The organism is Roseomonas chloroacetimidivorans, assembly GCF_049629625.1.
GTDB classification, from domain to species: Bacteria; Pseudomonadota; Alphaproteobacteria; order Acetobacterales; family Acetobacteraceae; genus Roseomonas; species Roseomonas chloroacetimidivorans.
On sequence record NZ_JBNBZS010000006.1, the window covers coordinates 43339 to 62674 of the forward strand.

General features: G+C 69.3%; 17 protein-coding genes and 1 pseudogene. 7 read left to right on the forward strand and 11 right to left on the reverse strand.

All coding sequences use genetic code 11. The features are described from left to right. Window positions 1–114 precede the first annotated feature (114 nt). Window positions 115–1044, reverse strand: a complete 930-nt coding sequence (locus ACO1BU_RS05795) for a hypothetical protein (protein WP_424134971.1) — start codon at window positions 1042–1044, stop codon at window positions 115–117. Between the two features lie 982 nt (window positions 1045–2026). On the opposite strand from ACO1BU_RS05795, the gene ACO1BU_RS05800 reads away from it, so the two are divergent. The 4 genes from ACO1BU_RS05800 to ACO1BU_RS05815 all read left to right on the forward strand — a co-directional run bounded on the left by ACO1BU_RS05800 (window position 2027) and on the right by ACO1BU_RS05815 (window position 6881). Then, on the forward strand, window positions 2027–2956 hold the full coding sequence (locus tag ACO1BU_RS05800) for a LysR family transcriptional regulator (RefSeq protein ID WP_424134972.1): 930 nt from the start codon (window positions 2027–2029) through the stop codon (window positions 2954–2956). 62 nt (window positions 2957–3018) lie between these two features. After that, entirely contained in the window at window positions 3019–5220 is a 2202-nt protein-coding gene (locus ACO1BU_RS05805; RefSeq protein WP_424134973.1) for a hydroxymethylglutaryl-CoA lyase, read from the forward strand. A gap of 55 nt (window positions 5221–5275) precedes the next feature. After that, window positions 5276–6259, forward strand: a complete 984-nt coding sequence (locus tag ACO1BU_RS05810; RefSeq protein ID WP_424134974.1) for a Bug family tripartite tricarboxylate transporter substrate binding protein — start codon at window positions 5276–5278, stop codon at window positions 6257–6259. A 91-nt stretch (window positions 6260–6350) separates the two neighbouring features. After that, a complete protein-coding gene (locus ACO1BU_RS05815) occupies window positions 6351–6881 on the forward strand; it encodes a gamma carbonic anhydrase family protein (protein ID WP_424134975.1) in 531 nt (176 codons plus the stop codon). Between the two features lie 551 nt (window positions 6882–7432). On the opposite strand, the gene ACO1BU_RS05820 is transcribed toward ACO1BU_RS05815, so the two are convergent. The 6 genes from ACO1BU_RS05820 to ACO1BU_RS05845 all read right to left on the reverse strand — a co-directional run bounded on the left by ACO1BU_RS05820 (window position 7433) and on the right by ACO1BU_RS05845 (window position 14683). Then, on the reverse strand, window positions 7433–8014 hold the full coding sequence (locus tag ACO1BU_RS05820) for a hypothetical protein (protein WP_424134976.1): 582 nt from the start codon (window positions 8012–8014) through the stop codon (window positions 7433–7435). Between the two features lie 346 nt (window positions 8015–8360). Next, window positions 8361–9338 (reverse strand): Bug family tripartite tricarboxylate transporter substrate binding protein, encoded by a 978-nt coding sequence (locus tag ACO1BU_RS05825; RefSeq protein ID WP_424134977.1) that lies wholly within the window; start codon window positions 9336–9338, stop codon window positions 8361–8363. Between the two features lie 137 nt (window positions 9339–9475). Further along, complete coding sequence (locus tag ACO1BU_RS05830; protein WP_424134978.1) at window positions 9476–10432, reverse strand: tripartite tricarboxylate transporter substrate binding protein; 957 nt, start codon at window positions 10430–10432, stop codon at window positions 9476–9478. 76 nt (window positions 10433–10508) lie between these two features. Beyond that, window positions 10509–11537 (reverse strand): Bug family tripartite tricarboxylate transporter substrate binding protein, encoded by a 1029-nt coding sequence (locus ACO1BU_RS05835; protein ID WP_424134979.1) that lies wholly within the window; start codon window positions 11535–11537, stop codon window positions 10509–10511. A gap of 22 nt (window positions 11538–11559) precedes the next feature. Then, window positions 11560–13254: a dihydroxyacetone kinase family protein gene (locus ACO1BU_RS05840; RefSeq protein WP_424134980.1), complete on the reverse strand. Its 1695-nt coding sequence runs from the start codon at window positions 13252–13254 to the stop codon at window positions 11560–11562. A gap of 22 nt (window positions 13255–13276) precedes the next feature. Next, window positions 13277–14683, reverse strand: a complete 1407-nt coding sequence (locus ACO1BU_RS05845; protein WP_424135017.1) for an FAD-binding oxidoreductase — start codon at window positions 14681–14683, stop codon at window positions 13277–13279. Window positions 14684–14979: 296 nt separating this feature from the next. Between ACO1BU_RS05845 and ACO1BU_RS05850 the strand changes: the two genes are divergently transcribed. Continuing rightward, on the forward strand, window positions 14980–15894 hold the full coding sequence (locus tag ACO1BU_RS05850) for a dihydrodipicolinate synthase family protein (RefSeq protein WP_424134981.1): 915 nt from the start codon (window positions 14980–14982) through the stop codon (window positions 15892–15894). Between the two features lie 64 nt (window positions 15895–15958). After that, complete coding sequence (locus ACO1BU_RS05855) at window positions 15959–16801, forward strand: IclR family transcriptional regulator (RefSeq protein WP_424134982.1); 843 nt, start codon at window positions 15959–15961, stop codon at window positions 16799–16801. Between the two features lie 72 nt (window positions 16802–16873). Here ACO1BU_RS05855 and ACO1BU_RS05860 read toward each other — a convergent pair whose 3' ends face one another. The 3 genes from ACO1BU_RS05860 to ACO1BU_RS05870 form a co-directional block, all read right to left on the reverse strand. Then, window positions 16874–17005: a hypothetical protein gene (locus ACO1BU_RS05860; protein WP_424134983.1), complete on the reverse strand. Its 132-nt coding sequence runs from the start codon at window positions 17003–17005 to the stop codon at window positions 16874–16876. Between the two features lie 27 nt (window positions 17006–17032). Next, window positions 17033–17200: a hypothetical protein gene (locus ACO1BU_RS05865; RefSeq protein ID WP_424134984.1), complete on the reverse strand. Its 168-nt coding sequence runs from the start codon at window positions 17198–17200 to the stop codon at window positions 17033–17035. 382 nt (window positions 17201–17582) lie between these two features. Next, window positions 17583–18410: a glycosyltransferase family 21 protein gene (locus tag ACO1BU_RS05870; RefSeq protein ID WP_424134985.1), complete on the reverse strand. Its 828-nt coding sequence runs from the start codon at window positions 18408–18410 to the stop codon at window positions 17583–17585. On the opposite strand from ACO1BU_RS05870, the pseudogene ACO1BU_RS05875 reads away from it, so the two are divergent. Continuing rightward, window positions 18405–18611, forward strand: a pseudogene (locus ACO1BU_RS05875) (IS6 family transposase); the annotation flags it as partial. The gene ACO1BU_RS05870 and the pseudogene ACO1BU_RS05875 sit on opposite strands and share 6 nt — an antisense overlap. A gap of 111 nt (window positions 18612–18722) precedes the next feature. Here ACO1BU_RS05875 and ACO1BU_RS05880 read toward each other — a convergent pair. After that, window positions 18723–19298 (reverse strand): GNAT family N-acetyltransferase, encoded by a 576-nt coding sequence (locus tag ACO1BU_RS05880; protein ID WP_424134986.1) that lies wholly within the window; start codon window positions 19296–19298, stop codon window positions 18723–18725. Between the last annotated feature and the right edge of the window lie 38 nt (window positions 19299–19336).

Consider the following 19336-nt stretch of genomic DNA (forward strand, 5'->3'; position numbering starts at 1 on the left):
GCTGCCCTGGACGGAATGGGCAATGTCTGCTCCAGCTCCAGGCGCGCTCGAAACCCGTCATTCCGCTACCGGCCATTTTGCCTCTTCTCGAAGAGGAGCCAAAACCGCCACAACTCAACTGTTCTGCTCAGAAGATGGTGGTCCACCGCGCGTCGCCCGACGCGTCTCCCGCGCACGCTCCAGAGATGCCGTCCTGCGACGTTCCTCCCGCAGCACCTCGATGGTTGGCTGCCACCAGCCGCGCGCCAGTTCGGCTGGGCCGGGCGGTGTCCGTGCGGGCCAGGCCTGCACCAACTCGGCATGGCTGGGCCTGCGCCATGCTGCCCAAATCAGCGCGGCGGGTCCGGCGGTGACACCGGGGTAGAAGCGAGCAGCGATAATGGGCTCGACAAGCTCGCCGTCGACCTCCTTGAACACCACGCATCCCGCATGGGTCATCAGCACCCGGTCGAGTGGTGGCGGCGCATCCTCCGGCACGGGATAGCGGTTCCGGCGGCGCTCGGCGGCCTCGGCCCGCCTGTCCGCCTGCTCCGGGGAGGCCCTGCGGCTCTCCTCGCGCTTCCGTCGCTCCCCAGGCTCGGCCATGCGGGCGGCGGCTTCGATGGCGTGCCAGCGCCTGTTCAACTCCTCGAACGACCGGAACGGCACGCGCCAGGCCTTGAGTGCCGGGTCCCACCGGGCCCAGGGCACCTCTCGCAGCTCTGCGATGACGGTCCGGGAATACGGCGTGCGGATCAGGAAGTCGTCGGTGACCTCCAGATAGGGGCTCGTAATCGGCTCGAAGGTGAAGGCGTCGCGGCCGCGCTGATCGGCATAGGCCAGCACGCCCGACCATTCGCGGCCCATCCATGCGGTCAAGCGTCGTTCCGCCCGCATGCCTGGCACGAACCAGGCCCTCAGATCGTCGCGCCACCGTGCGCGCGGGAATGCCTCGCGGAAGCGCTCCACAGTCATGCGGTCATAGGGAAAGGTGACCGTCGCTCCGGGCGCGCCATCGCTAGCATCCCGCTGCGTCGCGCTGAACTCCACCGCCTCGCCAGCCACCGGTCACTCCCTCCTTGGCAGTGAGCTTTCTATCCGCCCGCTTACAGCCATCCTTCCCCAGCCCCGGCGCCATTCGCCCTGAGCCGCAGTCCCACAGCTCAGGAGAAGTGCTGTGCAACGCGAGAAGTCAGGCGCCCCCCACTTCCACATACGTGACGCGCCGTGCCTTGGAACAAGGGCCGCTTGGTTGGTCCCAAGCCGCCCCTTAAGCCCAGGCGCAGGTCTGGGCCATCCGCCTCAATCTGCAACGGAAGCAGCGGGTTTGCGACCTGGCCCTGTCCGATCTGGCGATCAACTGCAAACTCGAAGGCTGCGATCTGGCCAGGCTTAAGATCGGCCAGTTGGCCATGAACGCCGCCCTCACCCCACCCGCTCCGCCGGCGGGGCTAGGCGCGCTGGGTCAGGTCCTATTCCTAAAGCGCAAAACGGCCGGCAGATGAGGGCCACTCCCTCGCCCACCGGCCGTCCTATCCACACAACCATTCGGAAGTCTGGGTCGGGACGACGTTTACGAGAATAGAACGGCGTGCACCACAAGAATCGTGCAGAGCGAGGAGGGGCAGCTAACCCGTAAGCTAAACGTCGGGGATCATGCGTCCCCGCCCTTCTGTGTCGCGCACCGAACCGCCGTCGGCCGACGCGTCAGCGCCGCCGGAAACAATGCGTCACGAGTGACAAGAACTCAGGATTGGTTTCCGCCTAACCTGTGGACCCTCGGTCAGGCCTTGCGCTGCCTTAGCCTGACGCCGCGCCTCCCCACTCTGCCGGGGCAAGTTCACGCCCTATCCGCCGCTCCGATGCTACGACGGGCTTCCCGAAAGCGGCCATCTACCGCCGACGGCTTCCGGCCTGCTTCGGAAACCGGTTCGCACGTAGAGAGAGCTGGAAACGGCTATCGGAAGGCGGTCTGGACCTGGGCGGCCAACCAAGCCTTAAAAGCCGAGCCGATGCCGGCTGATCCGGCGCGGAATGGAAAGCGGTTATGATAACGCCGGATTGGGTGACGCTCCGCATCCTCCTCGCCACGGCCGATCTGGGGAGCATCACCCGCGCCGCGGCGCAGTGCGGCATCGCCACCTCGGCGGCCGCCAAGCGCCTCCAGCTCCTCGAGGCCAGGTATGGCGCCCCTATCATCGAGCGCGGCCCGCGCGGGGTCCGGCTGACTCCCGCGGGGCAGGCGGTGGCGCGGCACGGCCGCGGCGCCTTCGCGCTGATGGCGCGGCTGGAGGATGAGTTGCGCGCCCTGGCGGAAGGCGGTCTGGGCCACGTCAGGCTTCACGCCACCGCCTCCTGCATCGCCGGCCATCCCCTGCCGGAAGCGCTGGAGTGCTTCTCCCGTACCTGGCCAGGCATTCGTGTCGAGCTGCAGGAAGATACGAGCCTGCACATCCTTCAGGAGTTGCTGGAGAGCCGGGCAGATCTCGGGCTCGTCACGGTCGCGGGCCCTTTGCCTTCAGGGCTGGAGGGGCAGGCCTGGCGCGAGGACCGGCTGCTGGTGGTGATGCCGGCCACCCATCCGCTCGCCGGTGCCGCCTCGCTGGGCTTCGACGCTGTGCTCGACCTGCCGGTGGTCGGGGCGGTGGAGAGCGGCGCCCTGACCCTTCTGCTGGAGGAGCAGGCGCAGCAGCGCGGCCGCCCCCTGCCCTATCGCTTCCGCGTGGCCGGCACCGATGCCGCCCGGCGGATGGTGGCGGCCGGGCACGGGGTGACGGTCATGCCGGACGGGGTCGCGCGCCCCTACGAGGCCGCTCTGGGACTTCGCGGCGTGCCCCTGGACGAGCCCTGGGCGGTCCGCCGCCTGCGCTTGGTGGCCCGCCCGGCCGGCCTGCTCTCCCCATCGGCGCGGCTGCTCGCGACGCATCTGCTGGAGGCGGAGCGTTCTCCGTCCGCGGACGCTCCCCGCGCCAAATAGCAATTCTCCCGCGCTTTCTGCGGACGCAAAATGCTGGAAAGCAATGCGCCCGGGGAACGGCCATGGTCACGGTGAGGGAGGTTGGCCCGCGCGACGGGCTGCAGATGGCGAAGTCGGTCATGCCGACGGCGGCCAAGCTGCGCTGGATCGGCGCCATGGTCGCCGCCGGAGTGCGCGAGATGGAGGTGGCGAGCTTCGTGCCGCCCGCCGCCCTGCCGCAGATGGCGGATGCCTCCGAGGTGGTGCGCGCCGTTCGAGCCGCCCACCCGGCCCTGCGGGTGGTCGCCCTCGCTCCGAACCTGCGCGGCGCGCAGAACGCCGCCTCGGCAGGCGCCCAGTCGATCATCATCCCTGTCTCGGCCAGCGAGGCGCATAGCCGCTCCAACGTCCGCCGCGCCCGGGTCGAGCAGGTGGCCGAGGTGGCGCGGGTGGTGGAATGGGCACGCGGCCTGGGCCCCGCCGCGCCCCGGATCGAGGCGGGCATCGCCACCGCCTTTGGCTGCTCCCTCCAGGGCCGGGTGCCGGAGGAAGAGGTCGTCTTCCTCGCGGCGGAGCTGGCGCGCGCCGGGGCGGAGGTGATCGCGCTCGCGGACACGCTCGGTTACGCCACCCCCTCCCACGTCCGCCGCCTGGTGCGGGCCGTGCGGGCGGAAGTCGGGGCGGAGCGCTTCGGCAACCTGCACCTACACGACACGCTCGGCACGGCGCTGGCGAACGCGCTGGCCGCGCTCGAGGAAGGGGTGCGCGGGTTCGATGCCGCACTCGGCGGCCTGGGCGGCTGCCCCTATGCCCCGGGCTCGGTTGGCAATGCCTGCACCGAGGACCTCGTCCACATGCTGGAATCCGAGGGCTTCGACACCGGCATCGACCTGCCCGCCCTGGTCGCGGCGCGGGAGGCCCTGCGCGAGGGGCTGCCCGGCGAGCCCCTGCACGGCCGCGTGGCCACCGCCGGCGTGCCGCGCACCTACCGCCCCGCCGGCGCACAAAGGCCCGCGCCCGCCGCCGCCGCGGCGCCCGACCCGGTGAAGGCCCGCCTGCCGCTGGAGGGCCTGCGCGTTGTCGAGTTCAGCCACATGGTCATGGGGCCGAGCTGCGGCATGGTGCTGGCCGATCTCGGCGCCGACGTGATCAAGGTGGAGCCCGCGCCGGGCGGCGACAACACGCGCCGCCTGACGGGGCTCGCGGCCGGATTCTTCACCACCTTCAACCGCAACAAGCGCAGCCTCTGCGTGAACATGAAGAAGCCGGCCGGGTTGGCGCTGGTGAAACGGCTGGCGGCAGAGGCCGACGTAGTGCTGGAGAACTTCCGCCCGGGCGCGATGGACAAGCTCGGTCTGGGCTACGAGGCGCTGTCGGCCATAAACCCGCGCCTGATTTACCTCTCCTGCAAGGGCTTCCTGCCCGGTCCCTACGAGAACCGCGCCGCGCTGGACGAGGTGGTGCAGATGATGGGCGGCCTGGCCTACATGACCGGCATGCCCGGCCAGCCCATGCGCGCCGGCACCTCGGTGAACGACATCATGGGCGGCGTCTTCGGGGCGGTCGCCATCTTCGCCGCGCTGCGGGAACGCGAGGCGACGGGACGCGGCAGTATGGTGCAATCCGGCCTGTTCGAGACCAACATGCTGCTGGTGGCCCAGCACATGGCCAGCGCTGCCATCTCCGGCCGCAACCCCGCTCCCTTCGGCGACAAGGCCATGCCGAAGCCCTGGCCGCTCTACGACGTGTTCGACAGCGCGGAGGAGGGGCGCCAGGTCTTCGTCGGCACGGTGACGATGACGCAGTGGCAGGCCTTCTGCCGCGCCTTCGGGCTGGAGGACATGCTGACCGACCCGTCGCTGGCAACCATGCAGCAGCTCGCCGCGGCGCGTCCGCGGATCCTGGAGCAGGTGGCCGGGGTGTTCCGGGCTATCCCCCTGGCCGAGCTGATGGCGCGCTTCGAGGCGCTGGGCCTGCCCTTCGCGCCGATCGCCAAGCCGGCGGACCTGTTCGACGACCCGCACCTGAACGCCTCCGGCGGCCTGCTGCCCGTGGAGATGGCGGCCGGGACCGGAACCGCGCCCGCCATGCCGGTGGCCGGCATTCCTGCCTTGCCCATTCTGCTCGGCGGCCGCCGAACCACGCTGCGCCGCCAGCCGCCCCGCCCCGGGGAGCAGGGGCTAGAGATCGCGCGCGAGGCCGGACTGGGCGAGGCGGAGATCGCCGCGCTGCTGGCCGAAGGCACCCTCCACGCCGAGGGAGCCACTGCCCTGGCTGCCGAGTGATGCGACCCGGCCTCGACGCCGGGCCACGAGGACAAACGACAAGGAGGAGCCAGGAATGAACCATCTCTCCCGCCGCGCCGCTATGGGGGCGCTTCTCGGTCTGGCAGGGCTTTCCGCCATGCCGCGCGCCTTCGCGCAGTCCTATCCGTCGAAGCCGATCCGCATCATCGTGCCCTTCCCGCCCGGTCAGGCGAACGACATCTTCTGCCGCCTGCTGGCGGACAAGGCCTCGGAGGGGCGCTTCCGAGCCAACCGCGTGGTAACGGAGAACCGGCCCGGCGCGGGCGGCACCATCGGCATGCAGGCCGTCGCCCGTTCAGCGCCCGATGGCTACACGCTCGGCTTCGGCAGCCTCGCCAGCCTGGCCATCAACCCCGCCATCATGCGGAACATGCCCTATGACGCGGAGCGCGACTTCGTGCCGGTGATCCGCATCTTCGAGGGCCCGCTGATCCTGGTAGTGCCTAAGGACGGCCCGCGCGACGTTCCGGAGCTCATCCGCAAGCTCCAGGCGGGCGGGATGAACTATGGCTCCAGCGGGCCCGGCTCCACCCAGCACATGGGGACCGAGCTCTTCCTCCAGAGCATCGGCGCCGGGGCTACCCACGTTCCCTACCGCGGCGCCGGCCCGATGCTGGCGGACCTGATGGCCGGTTCCCTCGGCTTCGCCATGGAGAGCGCGGCCTCCACCCTGCCGCTCGTGCGCGAAGGGCAGCTTCGTGCCCTGGCCGTCACCTCCGCCGCCCGGCGCCCGCAGCTTCCGGAGGTTCCCACGCTGGCGGAAGCGGCGGGGCTGGCCGGCTTCACGGTGCTCGGTACCGGCGGCATTGTTGCCCCGGCCGGCACCCCCGCCCCGGTTGTGCAGATCCTCGGCGAGACGCTGATGGAGGCCATGGTGGACCCTGCCCTGCGCGCCCGCTTTGACGAGCAGGGCACCACGCCGCTGGCCGAGGGTCCGGCCGAGTTCGCGGCCTTCCTGCGCAAGGAACAGGCGAAGTGGAAGGGCGTGGCCGAACGTGGGAACATTGTGATCGAGTAGGCGCCGGCGGAAACGGCCGGCGGCGGGCCGGCCTTCCCCGGGCAGGCTCAATGGCCGCCCGGCCGTCTTCGGCCGCCAAGGAGGGACATGCATGCCGCTCTACGCCCTAAACGACCTCTTTCCGACTCTGCCGGCGCAGGACCGCTTCTGGATCGCCCCGGACGCCCAGGTGATCGGGGACGTCTCGCTCGACGAGGATGTCAGCTTCTGGTTCGGCGCTGTGGCGCGCGGAGATAACACACGCATCGCGATCGGGGCGCGCACCAACATCCAGGAAGGGGCCATGCTGCACTCCGATCCGGGGGCGCCGCTGACCATCGGCGCGGACGTCACTGTCGGCCACCATGCTATTCTGCACGGCTGCACGGTGGGGGACTGCTCCCTCATCGGCATGGGGGCGACCGTGCTCAACCGGGCGCGGATCGGGCGCTGCTGCATCGTCGGCGCCAACGCCCTCGTGACGGAGGGCAAGGAGTTCCCGGATTTCTCCCTGATCGTCGGCGCCCCGGCACGGGTGGCGCGTACGCTCGACCCGACTGTCGCCGACACTCTTCGCACCTCGGCCGCGCATTACGTCGCCAATGCGCGCCGCTTTGCGGCCGGGCTGCGACGGATCGACTGAAGCCCGGGGCTTGCACTACCCGGCCAGAAAGACCGCGCCATCCTTACCGGTACGAGGGGCAACGGGCGTCAAGCCGGTTGTACCGCCTGAGCCGCCCAGGGCCCGGCCACCTGCCACAGCGAACTCGGCGCCGTGGCCGGGGCAGCGACAGGTACTGGTGGGGGCACATGCCGAGATAGGCGAGCAGGCGTCCGCTCTGGCGCAGGCAGTCAAAGCAGATCGCGCAGCACTTCTGCAATTTCCTTATGAGCTGATGGAGGCGGAAGGCTGAAGAGAGGTGGAACCGATCTGATGCTTGGATGCGGGGATGCGGTCGAGCGCGGCGGCTGAGGGGTGGCCATCTGATCGACCGCTTTCTCGCCTCGGCCGCTCAAGATCGGAAGTACTGCTTCCGGCCAGACCTCGTCCATGCACGTCGGTTGCTTGGCAAGCGTGGCATTGCTGATCGGAGGCGTCGTCCTGATCCGGCACTAAGGCTGGTTGCTCGGCTCCATCCCGCGGGATAGCCACGAATTCAACTTCCAGGTTTGGTTAGCCGCGACGACACAGGTTCAGGTCGGCGCTGAGTCTGGCGATATCGCCACCGACAGCCTGAAGCCACGCAGAAGCCTTGCGTCCTGGTCGGGCGCATCGGCTGGCATCAGCACGACGGGAGAACTCTCCCCCATCTGCGCCAGCATCTCGGGCAGGCTAATGGCGGTGACCAGACCTCTCACATAGCGGGTCTCCCCGTCCTCCTCCTGCGCGCCCGCACCGAATAGTACCGTCGCGGCCCCCTCCGGCTCGGGCACAGCGTCATGACCGAGGGCGATGCTGAAGCCCCGGACGGCGAGCCCGCCTCGCTTCTTCTCCACGACCCATCCGCTGATCCCGCGGACACCGGATCCGTCCTCCCGGCGAGCTTCTAGCCAGAACAGCGGCGGCAGGATGTCCAGCATGGCAGGCGAGCGCGACACCTCGGAGGAGGCTAGCCCCCTTGCCAGGCCAGCAATATCGTCGTCGATCGCCAAAGCGGGCGCGCCCTCCGCACGCAGACGCTGTGCCGCGCGCCGGACGTCCATCGGCGCGTGCTCGCCGAGCATGGCGACCAGCAGACTCCCCCCAGGAAATCTCGACTTCAGCATTCCCTGCATCGTGCGCCTCCTCCGCGACGCCCAGTGATGCCCAAAGGCGGCGGGCAGCGCCAGTTGGCTGCAGTGATCACTGGCGGCAAGGAACTGGTGGGAGCCCGGTCAGCCGGCCAATGTCGGATGCTGAGGGCAGAGCCGACATGTTCGTTCGCCAAGCAGATTCGGCCACTCAGCGCCCACTTCGGGCAACCAGCGCCACGCCCCGCCTTCCGTTGACGGACATCATGCCTGCCCTTCGTTTCTCACCGAAGGTCATCGCTGGGCAGCGCCCAAACGCCACTGCCGCGAGCAGCCCATCAATCCGTTCAGCGGGCCGCTCGCGTCCGAATGGGCTCTTCACTTTCCGGTCCTAGTCTGCCTTGAGCCGCCCTTCCCGTGCAGCCCGGCTAGAGATGGCGTACTCCGCCTCCAGGATGCGGCCGAACTCCTCAGTCGTACCGGCATAGGCCTCACTTCCGAGATCGCGGGCGCTCTTGACCAGTTGCGGGTCGGCCACAGCCTCGCGGATCGCAGTGGCCAGGCGATCGCGCAAATCCTGCGGCGTGCGGGCAGGGGCGAGGAGGCCGATATAAGTCGTGCCGTCGATCTCGCCGAAGCCGAGCTGCGACACCGTCTTCACCTCCGGCAAGGCCGGATCGTTCGCCGGGCCAAGCACGGCCAGAGCCTTCAGGGCGCCGGAGCGGATGTGCTGGAGGGAACTCGTCACCTGATCGAAGTGCACGTCGATCTGGCCACCGAGCAAATCGCTCAGGGCCGGACCGGAGCCCCGGTAGCTGACGACGGTGAACTTGGTGCCGAGAAGGTTCTCGAGTTGAAGCAGGGCAAGATGGTTCGGCGTGCCCGGACCGGAATGGGCGGCGTTGAGCTTTCCCTCACTTGAGCGGGCGTAAGCGGCGAGGTCGGCGAAGCTGCGGAAACGCGCGTCGTTGCTGCGGGCGAGTAGCACCATGGAGCTGCGGTTGACCAAGCTAAGCGGCGCGAAGTCGGCGCGCGTGTAGGGGGTGGTCGTCATTTCCGGAACCGTGACGATGACGCCGCCTCCAGCAAGGAGAAGGGTGTGCCCGTCCGGCGCGCTGCGCGCAACTTGTCCCGCGCCGACGGCACCGCCCGCTCCCGGACGGTTATCGACGACAACCGTTTGGCCAAGCGACTTGCCAAGCGCCGTAGCAACGATCCGCCCGACGAGATCGGTGTTGCCGCCTGGGGCGAAGGGTACGACGATGGTGATCGTCCTGTTCGGAAATCCTTGCGCACGGGCAAAGGATGGGATGGCGCCGCTTGCGGCAGCGCCGCCGAACATTAGGAGCCCGCGGCGATCGAATAGCATGGTTTCCTCCGTTTTCACTTCCCGGCGTCCGCCGGGTGTCTGACGACACAGGGCTTCCGGTGTCGATTGGTTAGGACCGCTGCGAGCTTCGCTCGCCGGCCGGCCGTGAGTTCTGGCAGAGCCCAGAGCCTCGCGGCTTACCCCTGGAAGTAGCGGCGGTAGCGCGCGTCCTCCTCTCGGATCAGCACCGTGAAGTCGGCCGTGTCGAGGTAGCGGATGCCGAAGCTCTGCTGCGCCATGAAGCTGACGAAGCGCGGGTCGGTGGCAGCTGCACGCACGGCGTCGCGCCAGCGGGCCAGCACTGCCTCGGGCGTGCCGGGCGGGGCGGCAAGGCCGCGCCAGGTGACGACATTGATGTCGAAGCCCTGCTCGATGGCGGTCGGCGCGTCCGGGAAGGCCGGAAGCCGGTCCTTCGCAGTCACGGCCAGGATGCGAGCGGCGCCGCCCTCGATCTGGCCCCGCGCTTCCACGGCGCTGAAGGCCGTGGCCTCGATGTTCCCCGCCGCAAGGTCCTGCAGCCCGGGTGCGGCACCAGCATAGACGACATGGGTGAGCTTCACGCCGGCGAGGCGCTCGAGCTCCAGCGCGACCAGATGCCAGGTGCCTCCGGCACCGCTATTGGCCACGCGCACCATTTCTGGGTGCGCGCGCGCATGGGCGGCCAGCGCAGCAAGATCCTTCCAGGGCGCGTTGCGGGCCACGGTGATGGCGCCGGGATCGACGTTGAGCAGCGCGATTGGCTGAAGATCCTGCCAGGTCAGCGGCGAGGGCGCGAAGAGCGGCGCGGTCAGCAGGTTGGGCACAATCAGCCCGACCGTGGTGCCGTCCGGCGGAGCGCTGCGCAGCGCCATATGCCCGACCACGCCATTGCCGCCGGGCCGGTTGAACACCGTGACTGTGGTGCCCAGGCGCTCGGACAGGATAGGCGCGACCGCGCGGGCGACCACGTCGGTCCCGCCACCAGGCGCCCAGGGCACCACCAGGGTGATCGGACGGCCCGAGAAGCCCTGGGCCAGCGCCGGCCGCGCCAGGCCGATGGCCGCGGCGGCGGAAAGCGTCGCGGCGAGCGCGCCGCGGCGGGTGAGAATGGTCATTTCTCTTGTCCTCCCTTTGTCATTGCTCTTTTCGTTGTTTCCGGACCGCCCCGGCGCGGTGGGTGGAGGAAGGTCGCTATTCCAGCTTGATCTCGGCCTTGCGGATCACCTCGGTCCAGGTCGCCGTCTCGCTCTCCATGTTTGCGCGCACCACCTCGGGCGGGTTGAACTGCGGCACGAAGCCGCGCTCCGCGTAGAGGCGTAGCAACTCCGGCGAGGAAAGAGCTTGCTTCAGCGCCGCCGTGAGTTTCGCGACGATGGCGGGATCGGTGCGCGCCGGAACCAGCAGTGCCTGCCAGCTGTTCACCTCGGCCCCAGGCACCCCAGCCTCGGCGGCAGTGGGCACGTCGGGCAGGGCCGGGAGACGCTGGGGCGTTGCGATGGCGAGGAGGCGGATGCTGTTCGCGCCCTGGTGCGACTGCACGAGGCCGAGCGTGTCGAACATCAGCTGGACACGACCGGCGATGAGGTCCGTCAACGCAGGCGCGGCGCCACGATAGGGCACGTGGATCAGCTGCAGTCCGGCGCGGAGCGCGAAGAGCTCGCCCACCAGATGCGTCACGCCGCCGGCCCCGCCGGAGGCGAAGCTTACCTGCCCCGGCCGCGCCCTGGCATAGGCCACGAACTCCTGCAGGTTCTTCACCGGAAGGCTGGCGGGCACGATGTAGAGCAGCGGGTCCGTGGTGACCTGCCCCACCGGCACCAGATCCCGCGAGGGCCGGGCGCGCGTGTTGTTATAAAGGATGGGGTTGGTGACGAGGATGCCGGAATTGGAGTGCAGGATGGTGTAGCCGTCCGGCGGCGCTTCCGCGACGTGCTCCATGCCGATGTTTCCCGCCGCGCCCGGCCGATTATCCACCACCACGGGCTGGCCGAGGATGCCGCTCAACGCCTGGGCAAGCGGGCGCGAGACCGTGTCGACCCCACCGCCCGCAGCGAAAGGAACGACGACGCGGATCGGGCGATTGGGGTAGGACGCGGCCGCGGACTGGATCTGCGTTTGGGGCTGGGTTTGGGCCTGCACGAGCCCAGTGGCGGCGATCAGGCCGGCCGCGGCGAGACCCAGCGCGCGCCGCGCCAGCGGGCCGGAAGTGCGGGACGTCATAGATGTTTCCTCCTTTGTTGGTTCACTGCGTCTTCTGCGGGCTGAGGGCTTCCAGCCAGACCACGGCTGCCGCAGCGCCAGCGTCGGGCGTTCCCAGGGCGCGGTCGCCGAGATAGCTGGCTCGGCCGAGACGCGGGCGCATGGCGGCGGTGGCCTCGGCGCCGGCCCGCGCGGCCTGCACGGCCTCCTCCCACGCCGCGGCCGGGGTGAGCCCGGCGCCCAGCGCGCGAGAGAAGGCGTCGGCGGCCGGGCGCAGCGCGTCCAGCATGGTGCGGTCGCCTGGCTTCGCCCCACCCAACTCCGCGATCGCGTCCACGGCCGCGGTTAGCGCGCGGGACCAGTCCCCTGCCCCGGGCGCGGCCGGGAGGCCTCGGGCCGCGCGCAGCAGCGCAGTCGCGTAGAAGGGGCCGGAGCTGCCGGCGATGGCGCGCCGGAGTGCCTCCCCCATGCGCCCCAGCGCGGCCGGTGCCTCTGCCCAGGCCGCGTCCGGCAGGGCGCGGAGGGCGGCGGCGCCGCGTGACATGCTGATGCCAAGGTCTCCGTCGCCCGCGGCGCTGTCCAGCGCGGTCAGCCGAGCCTCCGCGGCCTCCAGCGCGGAGGCGGCGGCGAGGGCCGCGCGGCGCACCGCTTCCCCCTGCGGAGTGGCCGGGCGCGCGGCCTCGACTGCAGCCGCGGCGGCGCCGCCCGACACCATCTTCCGGGCTGCCGCGATTTGGCCGCTGCCGGGCCAGGCGGGCGCGTCGGTCGGCGCGTCCAGCCGCGCCAGCACGGCGTCGTTCACCCGCATCACGGTCAGCGAGGCGCCGGGCATCTCCAGCGCGGTGAGGAGGTTGCCGCACCATGCACGCTCCACCACCAGTCCGCGCCCCCGCAGCACGGCCAGGGCGTGGCGGGAAACCACGGCCAGTTCCATCGGCGGGGTGCCGCCCAACCCGTTCACCAGCAGCGCCACGCGCTCCCCGGCCCGCAGGCCGGCATCGGTCAGGATGGTGTCGAGGATCTCCTCAACCAGCGCGTCGGCCGCCCGCAGCGGGACGCGGCGCACCCCCTGCTCCCCATGGATGCCGAGGCCAAGCTCCGCCTCGCCCTCCTCGAGCGAAAAGCCAGGCCGCCCCGCGGCCGGCACGGTGCAGGCACCGAGCGCGACCCCCATGGTGCCGATCGCCGCCGCCGCCGCGCGCGCCTCCTCCGCCACTGCTTCCAGCGGCAGGCCGGCCGCGGCCGCCGCGCCAGCCACCTTGTGCACCAGCACCGTCCCGGCAATGCCGCGCCGTCGTGCCGGTTCCACCGTATCGCGCAGCGCCACGTCGTCGGCGACCACCACCACCTCGGTCGGGATGCCCTCGGCGCGAGCCAGTTCCGCGGCGAGGCCGAAGTTCAGGCGGTCGCCCGTGTAGTTCTTCACCACCAGCACGGCGCCTGCCGGGCCGGCGGCCGCACGGATGCCCGCCAGGACCGCGTCCACGCTGGGCGAGGTAAAGACATCGCCCGCCACCGCCGCCTGCAGCATCCCCGCGCCGACATAACCCGCATGGGCAGGCTCGTGGCCGCTGCCGCCGCCGGACAGCACGGCCACGCCGCGCGCGGAGGGCTCCGGCAGCTCGGCCCGCACGACCACGTCCTCGTCCCGCAGCAGCGCCTGGCCGGGGTTCAGGTCCACCTGCCCCTCCAGCATCTCGCGCACCGCACCGCGGGGGTCGTTGAGGAGCTTCTTCATGCCTTTCGTCTTCTCCGTTCGTTCAATCCAGCGGCTTCAGCAGCTTGCCAGGGTTCATGATGCCGAGCGGGTCGAGCGCGTTCTTCACCGCCCACATGAGCGACAGCGCCTCGCCGTGCTCCTCCGCCGCGAGGTCCAACTTATGCATCCCGATTCCATGCTCGCCGGAACAGGTGCCGCCCATGCGGATGGCACGCTCGCCCGTGCGTCGCGCGAGACCGTCGGCACGGGCACGCTCTTCCGCGTCGGTCGGGTCGAAGAGGATGCCGAGGTGGAAGTTGCCATCGCCGACATGGCCAACCAGCGGCGCCAGAAGCCCGGTCGCGGCCACGTCTGCTTCGGTCTCCAGGATACACTCGGCCAGCGCCGAGATCGGGACGCAGGCATCCGTCCCCATCTGACTCTTGCCGGGCAGGTAGTGGAGGTTGGCGTAGTAGGTGTCGTGCCGCGCCTTCCAGAGGCGTGACCGCTCCTCCGGCCGGTTGGCCCACAGAAAGCCGCTGCCGCCCGCCTCCTCGCAGAGAGCCTGTACCAATTCCACCTGCTCGGCGACGGCGGCAGGGCTGCCCTGGAACTCCAGAAACAGCGTTGGAAGCTCCGCCATCCCGGCCAGCTTCGAGTACCGGATGCACATGTGCATCTGCAGCGCGTTCACGAACTCGATCCGCGCCATGGGGATGCCTGCCTGCAGGACCGCGACCGTGGCCTCGAGCGCTGGCCGCACGCCCGGGAACTGGCACACGGCGGCGGAGACCGCCTCGGGCAGGCCGTGGAGCCGGAGCTGCACCTCGGTAATGAGGCCGAGCGTGCCCTCCGAGCCGACATAGAGCCGCGTCAGGTCCAGTCCCGTGGCCGACTTCCGCGCGCGGCTGCCGGTGCGGACGATGCGGCCCTCCGGCGTCACCACAGTCAGCCCCATCACGTTCTCCCGCATCGTGCCATAGCGCACGGCGGCGGTGCCGGAAGCTCGGGTGGCCGCCATGCCGCCGATGGAGGCGTCCGCGCCCGGATCAACCGGAAAGAACAGCCCGTGGGAGCGGAGCTCGGCATTCAGCCGCAGCCGCGTCACGCCCGCCTGCACGCGGCAGTCCAGCGCGTCCGGCGAGACCTCCAGCACGCGGTCCATGCGGGTGAAATCGACACAGATCCCGCCGCGAAGGGCGGCGACATGACCTTCCAACGAGGTGCCAGCTCCGAAGGGCACGATCGGGATCCGGTGCGCGTGGCAGAGCCGCGCAATCGCCGCCACCTCCTCGTTGCTCTCCGGGAAGGCGACGGCATCGGGCTGGAAGAGGTCGGGAATTCCCTCCCCTCGACCGTGCTGCTCGCGCATGGACCGCCCGGTCGAGAGGCGCTCGCCAAGCATGGCGCGGAGCGCGGGCAGGATCGGATCGATGGCGGCTGCGACGGATGGCGAAGCGTCAGGCATGTGCGACACGATGCCGGTTTCTGCGCTCATCCCGTTTCCCCGGGGCTGCCGCCCGCGCGGAATGACGCAGCGGCCCGAGCCCCTCCCCTTCATTTGCGGACCTGATTGGCTGTCTGTCCGCATTACGGACATCATGCTGCTCGGCCCATCGCTGACCTGTCAAGCGTCGCCTGTTCGTCAACTCCTGATTCGAACGAAATTTGTGATGCAAGCCAAGATACGTTGTTGACCTCCATCGGGGATCCATCCAAGTATGTCCGCTATCCGGACATACCCGGCGTTCCAGGAGGAGACACATGACTTCCAAGATCCACGGCATCATTCCGCCGATGACCACGCCCTTCTCCGCAGATGGCGAGATCGACGAAGGCGCCTACCGCAATCAGATCCGCTGGTTCCTGGGCACGGGCGTGCACGGCATTTGCGTCGGCGGCAGCACCGGCGAGGGCCACACCCTGACCCGCGAGGAGTTCAAGCGGCTGATGGAGATTGCCGCCGAGGAGGTGGGCGGCCGCGTTCCCCTGATCGCCGGCATCATCGCCAACAGTACGCGCGAGGCGATCTTGCGCGCGCGTGACGTCGAGCACCTGGCGATCGACGCGCTGCAGATCACGCCGGTGCACTACCTCTTCAAGCCGAGCGAGGAGGCGACGTTCAACCACTTCAAGACGCTGACCGAGTCGGTGAAGCAGCCCGTCATCATCTACAACGTCATCCCCTGGAACTATCTGACCCCCGCGCAGCTCCTGCACATCATGCGCGAGCTTCCCGGTGTGATCGGCGTAAAGCAGAGCCAGGGCGACCTGAAGCTGATGGCGGACCTGCTGCTCGACGTGCCCGAGGGCAAGCTCGTCTTCACCGCGGTGGACGCTCTGCTCTACCCCTCCTTCGCCCTGGGATCGCCCGGCACCATCGCCGCGAACCCGACGGCAGTGCCGACCGCCTGCGTCGCCCTTTGGGACGCGGTGCAGCGCGGGGACCACGCCTACGCCATGCAGCTCCATGACCGGATGCTGCGCTTCTGGAACACGATCGTCGGCGACAACCTGCCGGCCTGCGTAAAGGCGGCGCTGGAGATGCAGGGCTGCCCGGTGGGGCTGCCCCGTGCCCCCATGCCGGCCGCCAGCGAGAAGCAGCGAGCCGCGATCGAGCCGGCCCTGCGGCACCTGCTGGAGATCGTGGACAACCGGGTCCGCGTGGCCGCGGAGTAGCGGTGGGATGCGGCGGGCTGCGAATTCTCTTGCGCCGCCGCCCGCCGCGCCTTACCCGTTCGCGATGCCCGACGACATGGCCGTTGTGCCGCCGCCCCACGAGGCCGGTGGCCGTCAGAGCGTCAAGTCACTCCTCAAGATGCTCGACGTGCTGGAGTGCTTCTCCACGCAGGACCGCGAGCTGACGGTGGTGGAGATGGCCCGGCGCACGGGCATGCCACGCACCACCGTCCACCGCATCGTCGATAGCCTCCGCATCCTCGGCTTCCTGGAGCAGGAGGCGAGCCGTGAGCGTTACCGGCTGGGCATCAAGCTCTTCGAGCTCGGCAGCACGGCCCTCACGAACCTTCCCCTTTACCGCGAGGCACGCCCCTTCGTGGACACGCTTTCCAAGTTAAGTGGCGAGGTCGTGCATCTCTGCGTCTTCGATGGCTCTCACATGGTGTTCGTGGAACGAAGCGAGCACGATTCCGGCCGCCCGCACAACACGGTCACGACCATGGAAGCCACTCCCTGCCACAGCACCGGGGTCGGAAAAGCTGCTCTTGCCTTCCAGGAAGAGACCGTCGTCGAGCGTATCATCCGCCTCGGCCTGCACCGCTTCACGCCGGGGACGATCACCGACCCCGGACTCCTGCGCGATGAACTAGCGCGCATCCGGGCACGAGGCTTCGCCGTGGATGAATGTGAGCACGAGCCGGATCTGCGCTGCGTGGCGGCGCCGATTCGTAACTCGACCGGCAAGGTCTTCGCCGCGATCAGCGTGAGTGGTCACACCCGCCGTGTGACCCTGGACCGCGTCGCGGAGCTCGCGACCGTGGTGATGTCGCATGCTCAGCTTATCTCCGTCCGGCTGGGTTACATGCCGAACGCCGGCGCGGAGGCATGTGGCTCGGGCGCACGCTGACCCGGGCCGCCGCTTGCGCAGCTTCGCTGCGAACTCCGCGCCGCAGCGCAGGCACCAACGACGGATCCTCTGCTAGCTGACCACCATGCCCCGCCCGGGGAGGATCAGCTCGATGTCGCGCAGGCTCAGGCTGAACACATGGTGGAACCAAGTGGCGTGGTGGATGACCTCGGCCGGAAGGGCGACATCAAAGATCGGACCCAATCTATGCAGGGCTTCAAAAGCTTTGGATCAGCCGGTCGGCGCTGTCGCGGCTGTGACGAGTTGCGCAACTTGCTCCGCTCGCGCGCCCGTCATAACCAGCCTGTCTCCGCCAGCTGCCGCCGCCTCCTTCACCTCCGTCGTGCCACAGCCGCGCTCGCACTCCTCGGTGCAGCGTAGGCGGAAGTCGCGTTCCACCTCAAGCTGTCAGGTTTGGCGCCAGCGCTGGCAGATTCCGTTGAACTGCTCACCGCAGTCACGGCCGCGAAATCAGCGGTAGCCCCGGGCCGTGCGCTCGGGCTGTGCTTTCATGGTGGCCGAGCCGCAGCACACGCAGCTCATTCCCGCTTCCCGCCCCGCTTGTTGCGAAGCCTACCAGCGGAGGCCCCGCCCAGCCAATCATATCACTTCTCGCGCGAGCGCTGATAAAACCGCTTGAACAACACGGAACTCGCGTCCCTCTTCGCAATGGTTCTGCTCCGGAGCACCGGTGGCATGATACTACAGTTCCACAGCCCCTGGACCGCAACGGCAGCGGCGCTTGCTACCCAGGCCGCCGCGGCGAGGAGCCCGGATAGCCTTAGCCCGGCTGCTCTGACGGAACCCGCTCGAAGCGGATCCTCATGGCATTGCCGCGCCAGATCGTACGCCCAGCCGTCCAGGCCATGAGCCATAAGGCGGGAATCATCGCATCGCGCAGAGCGAAGGCCGCCACCAGCCTCCAGGAGAGCGGCCAGCCCTTGCTCGCGGCCAGAGTTGCTTCGGCGCCGTACCAAAGGCCGAGTAGCCCGATGGCGATCAGGGGCAGGCTGATCCCCGCTGCGGCACCCGCGATCAATCCCGCCGCTAGGGGCACCGTCGCGCCGCTCAGGATTTCCGGCGCGAAGAAGAGAGGAAAGGTCAGGCGCCGCAGACGTGCCCATCGGAGTTGCCGGTTCCACACCTGACGCGCCGTCCGCGCACCAAGGGGCTGCTCGAAGGGACTGTCCACCAGATGAACCTGCAGCCCCGCTGCGCGTACCAATTTCGTCGCTGCGGCATCCTCTGCAATGTCGGTGGCCAGTGCCTCTATGCCGCCCCGCGCTTCGAGGAAGGGGCGGTGCCAGAGCATGGTCTTTCCCTGGGCGAAGCCCAGCCCTGTCTGCTCTCCGGCGTATTGCCAGCGCGCCCGGAGTGTATTGAGGAAGGCGCATTCAACCTGGGCCCAGAAATTGCCGGGACGGATGCCGAGCGGGGTGGAGCAGACTAGGCCCGTGTCTGCTCGCCAGTTTTTTATGAGTTGCTGAACGTAGTCTGGTGGCATCAGGACATTTGAATCGGCCAGGACAACCCAGTCGTGCTGGGCCGCGCGCCAGCCCTTGATGCAGTTGTTGAGCTTGGGGTTGTTGTTGATTCGCTGAACTCGCATCAGGCGACGCCACGACGGGAACGACAGATGAAGCGCTTCAAATCAGCAGCCCAGGCGCAGCGCTTCCTCTCCGTCCACGACGGGATCAGCAACCTCTTCCATCTTCGCCACAACCACCTCACCGCCAGCGAGTACCGCGCCGCAAGGGCCCGTGCTTTCGAGGTTTGGCTCGGCATCAGCGAGGGCGCCGCGCGGGGTTAGTCGCCCTCGATCCTGCTACTGATCCGTCAGCCTCGTCACCTTGAAGCCGGCAAGTTGACGGTGCCACGCCAGGGCAGACGCTGCTGCGCGGCATCCCCGGCCTGCATCGCCTTACTCGCCCACGGCCGGGGCAGTGCCGTCGCCGTCGCCGAGGGGACGCTGCAGCAGCACCGTATCCAGCCAGCGACCGTGCTTACGCCCCACAGAGATCAGCGTGCCGACCAAGCGGAAGCCGAAGGCCTGATGGAGGCGCACTGAGGCCAGGTTCGCGCTGTCACCGACTACCGCGACCATTTGCCGCAGCCCAAGCGCCTCGCAGCGGGCGATCAACTCGGCGAGCAGTAGGCGGCCGATACCGCGGCCAGTGGCGTCGTGCCGTACATAGACGGAATTCTCGGCGGTGTTCCGGTAGGCCGCCCGGGGCCGGTAGGCGCTGGCATAGGCGTAGCCGAGGATGGCACCGCCTTCGCCCTCGGCGACGAGGTAGGGCAGCTCGCGGGCCAGGATGTCGGCCCGGCGGCGGCGCATCTCCTCCGCCCCGGGCGGTTCGGTTTCGAAGGAGCCGGTTCCGTGCCTGACATGGTGGCCATAGATGGCGGCGATGGCGCCGACGTCATCCTCCGTCGAGGACCTGATGCGGATCGCCGAGAGCGGCTCGGCAGGCGAAGGGAGAGCTTGCGTGTCCATGCCCCCAGCCTGCCGCCGCCAAGGCGTAAGCAAAAGAA

Excerpts from the sequence above, each read along its gene's own strand:
- ACO1BU_RS05855 (WP_424134982.1), top strand. The coding sequence starts at position 15,959 with ATGCCCGACGACATGGCCGTTGTGCCGCCGCCCCACGAGGCCGGTGGC.
- ACO1BU_RS05840 (WP_424134980.1), bottom strand. The coding sequence starts at position 13,254 with ATGAAGAAGCTCCTCAACGACCCCCGCGGTGCGGTGCGCGAGATGCTG.
- ACO1BU_RS05870 (WP_424134985.1), bottom strand. The coding sequence starts at position 18,410 with ATGCGAGTTCAGCGAATCAACAACAACCCCAAGCTCAACAACTGCATC.
- ACO1BU_RS05800 (WP_424134972.1), top strand. The coding sequence starts at position 2,027 with ATGATAACGCCGGATTGGGTGACGCTCCGCATCCTCCTCGCCACGGCC.
- ACO1BU_RS05805 (WP_424134973.1), top strand. The coding sequence starts at position 3,019 with ATGGTCACGGTGAGGGAGGTTGGCCCGCGCGACGGGCTGCAGATGGCG.
- ACO1BU_RS05820 (WP_424134976.1), bottom strand. The coding sequence starts at position 8,014 with ATGCAGGGAATGCTGAAGTCGAGATTTCCTGGGGGGAGTCTGCTGGTC.
- ACO1BU_RS05830 (WP_424134978.1), bottom strand. The coding sequence starts at position 10,432 with ATGACCATTCTCACCCGCCGCGGCGCGCTCGCCGCGACGCTTTCCGCC.
- ACO1BU_RS05835 (WP_424134979.1), bottom strand. The coding sequence starts at position 11,537 with ATGACGTCCCGCACTTCCGGCCCGCTGGCGCGGCGCGCGCTGGGTCTC.
- ACO1BU_RS05815 (WP_424134975.1), top strand. The coding sequence starts at position 6,351 with ATGCCGCTCTACGCCCTAAACGACCTCTTTCCGACTCTGCCGGCGCAG.
- ACO1BU_RS05810 (WP_424134974.1), top strand. The coding sequence starts at position 5,276 with ATGAACCATCTCTCCCGCCGCGCCGCTATGGGGGCGCTTCTCGGTCTG.
- ACO1BU_RS05825 (WP_424134977.1), bottom strand. The coding sequence starts at position 9,338 with ATGCTATTCGATCGCCGCGGGCTCCTAATGTTCGGCGGCGCTGCCGCA.
- ACO1BU_RS05880 (WP_424134986.1), bottom strand. The coding sequence starts at position 19,298 with ATGGACACGCAAGCTCTCCCTTCGCCTGCCGAGCCGCTCTCGGCGATC.
- ACO1BU_RS05845 (WP_424135017.1), bottom strand. The coding sequence starts at position 14,683 with ATGCCTGACGCTTCGCCATCCGTCGCAGCCGCCATCGATCCGATCCTG.
- ACO1BU_RS05850 (WP_424134981.1), top strand. The coding sequence starts at position 14,980 with ATGACTTCCAAGATCCACGGCATCATTCCGCCGATGACCACGCCCTTC.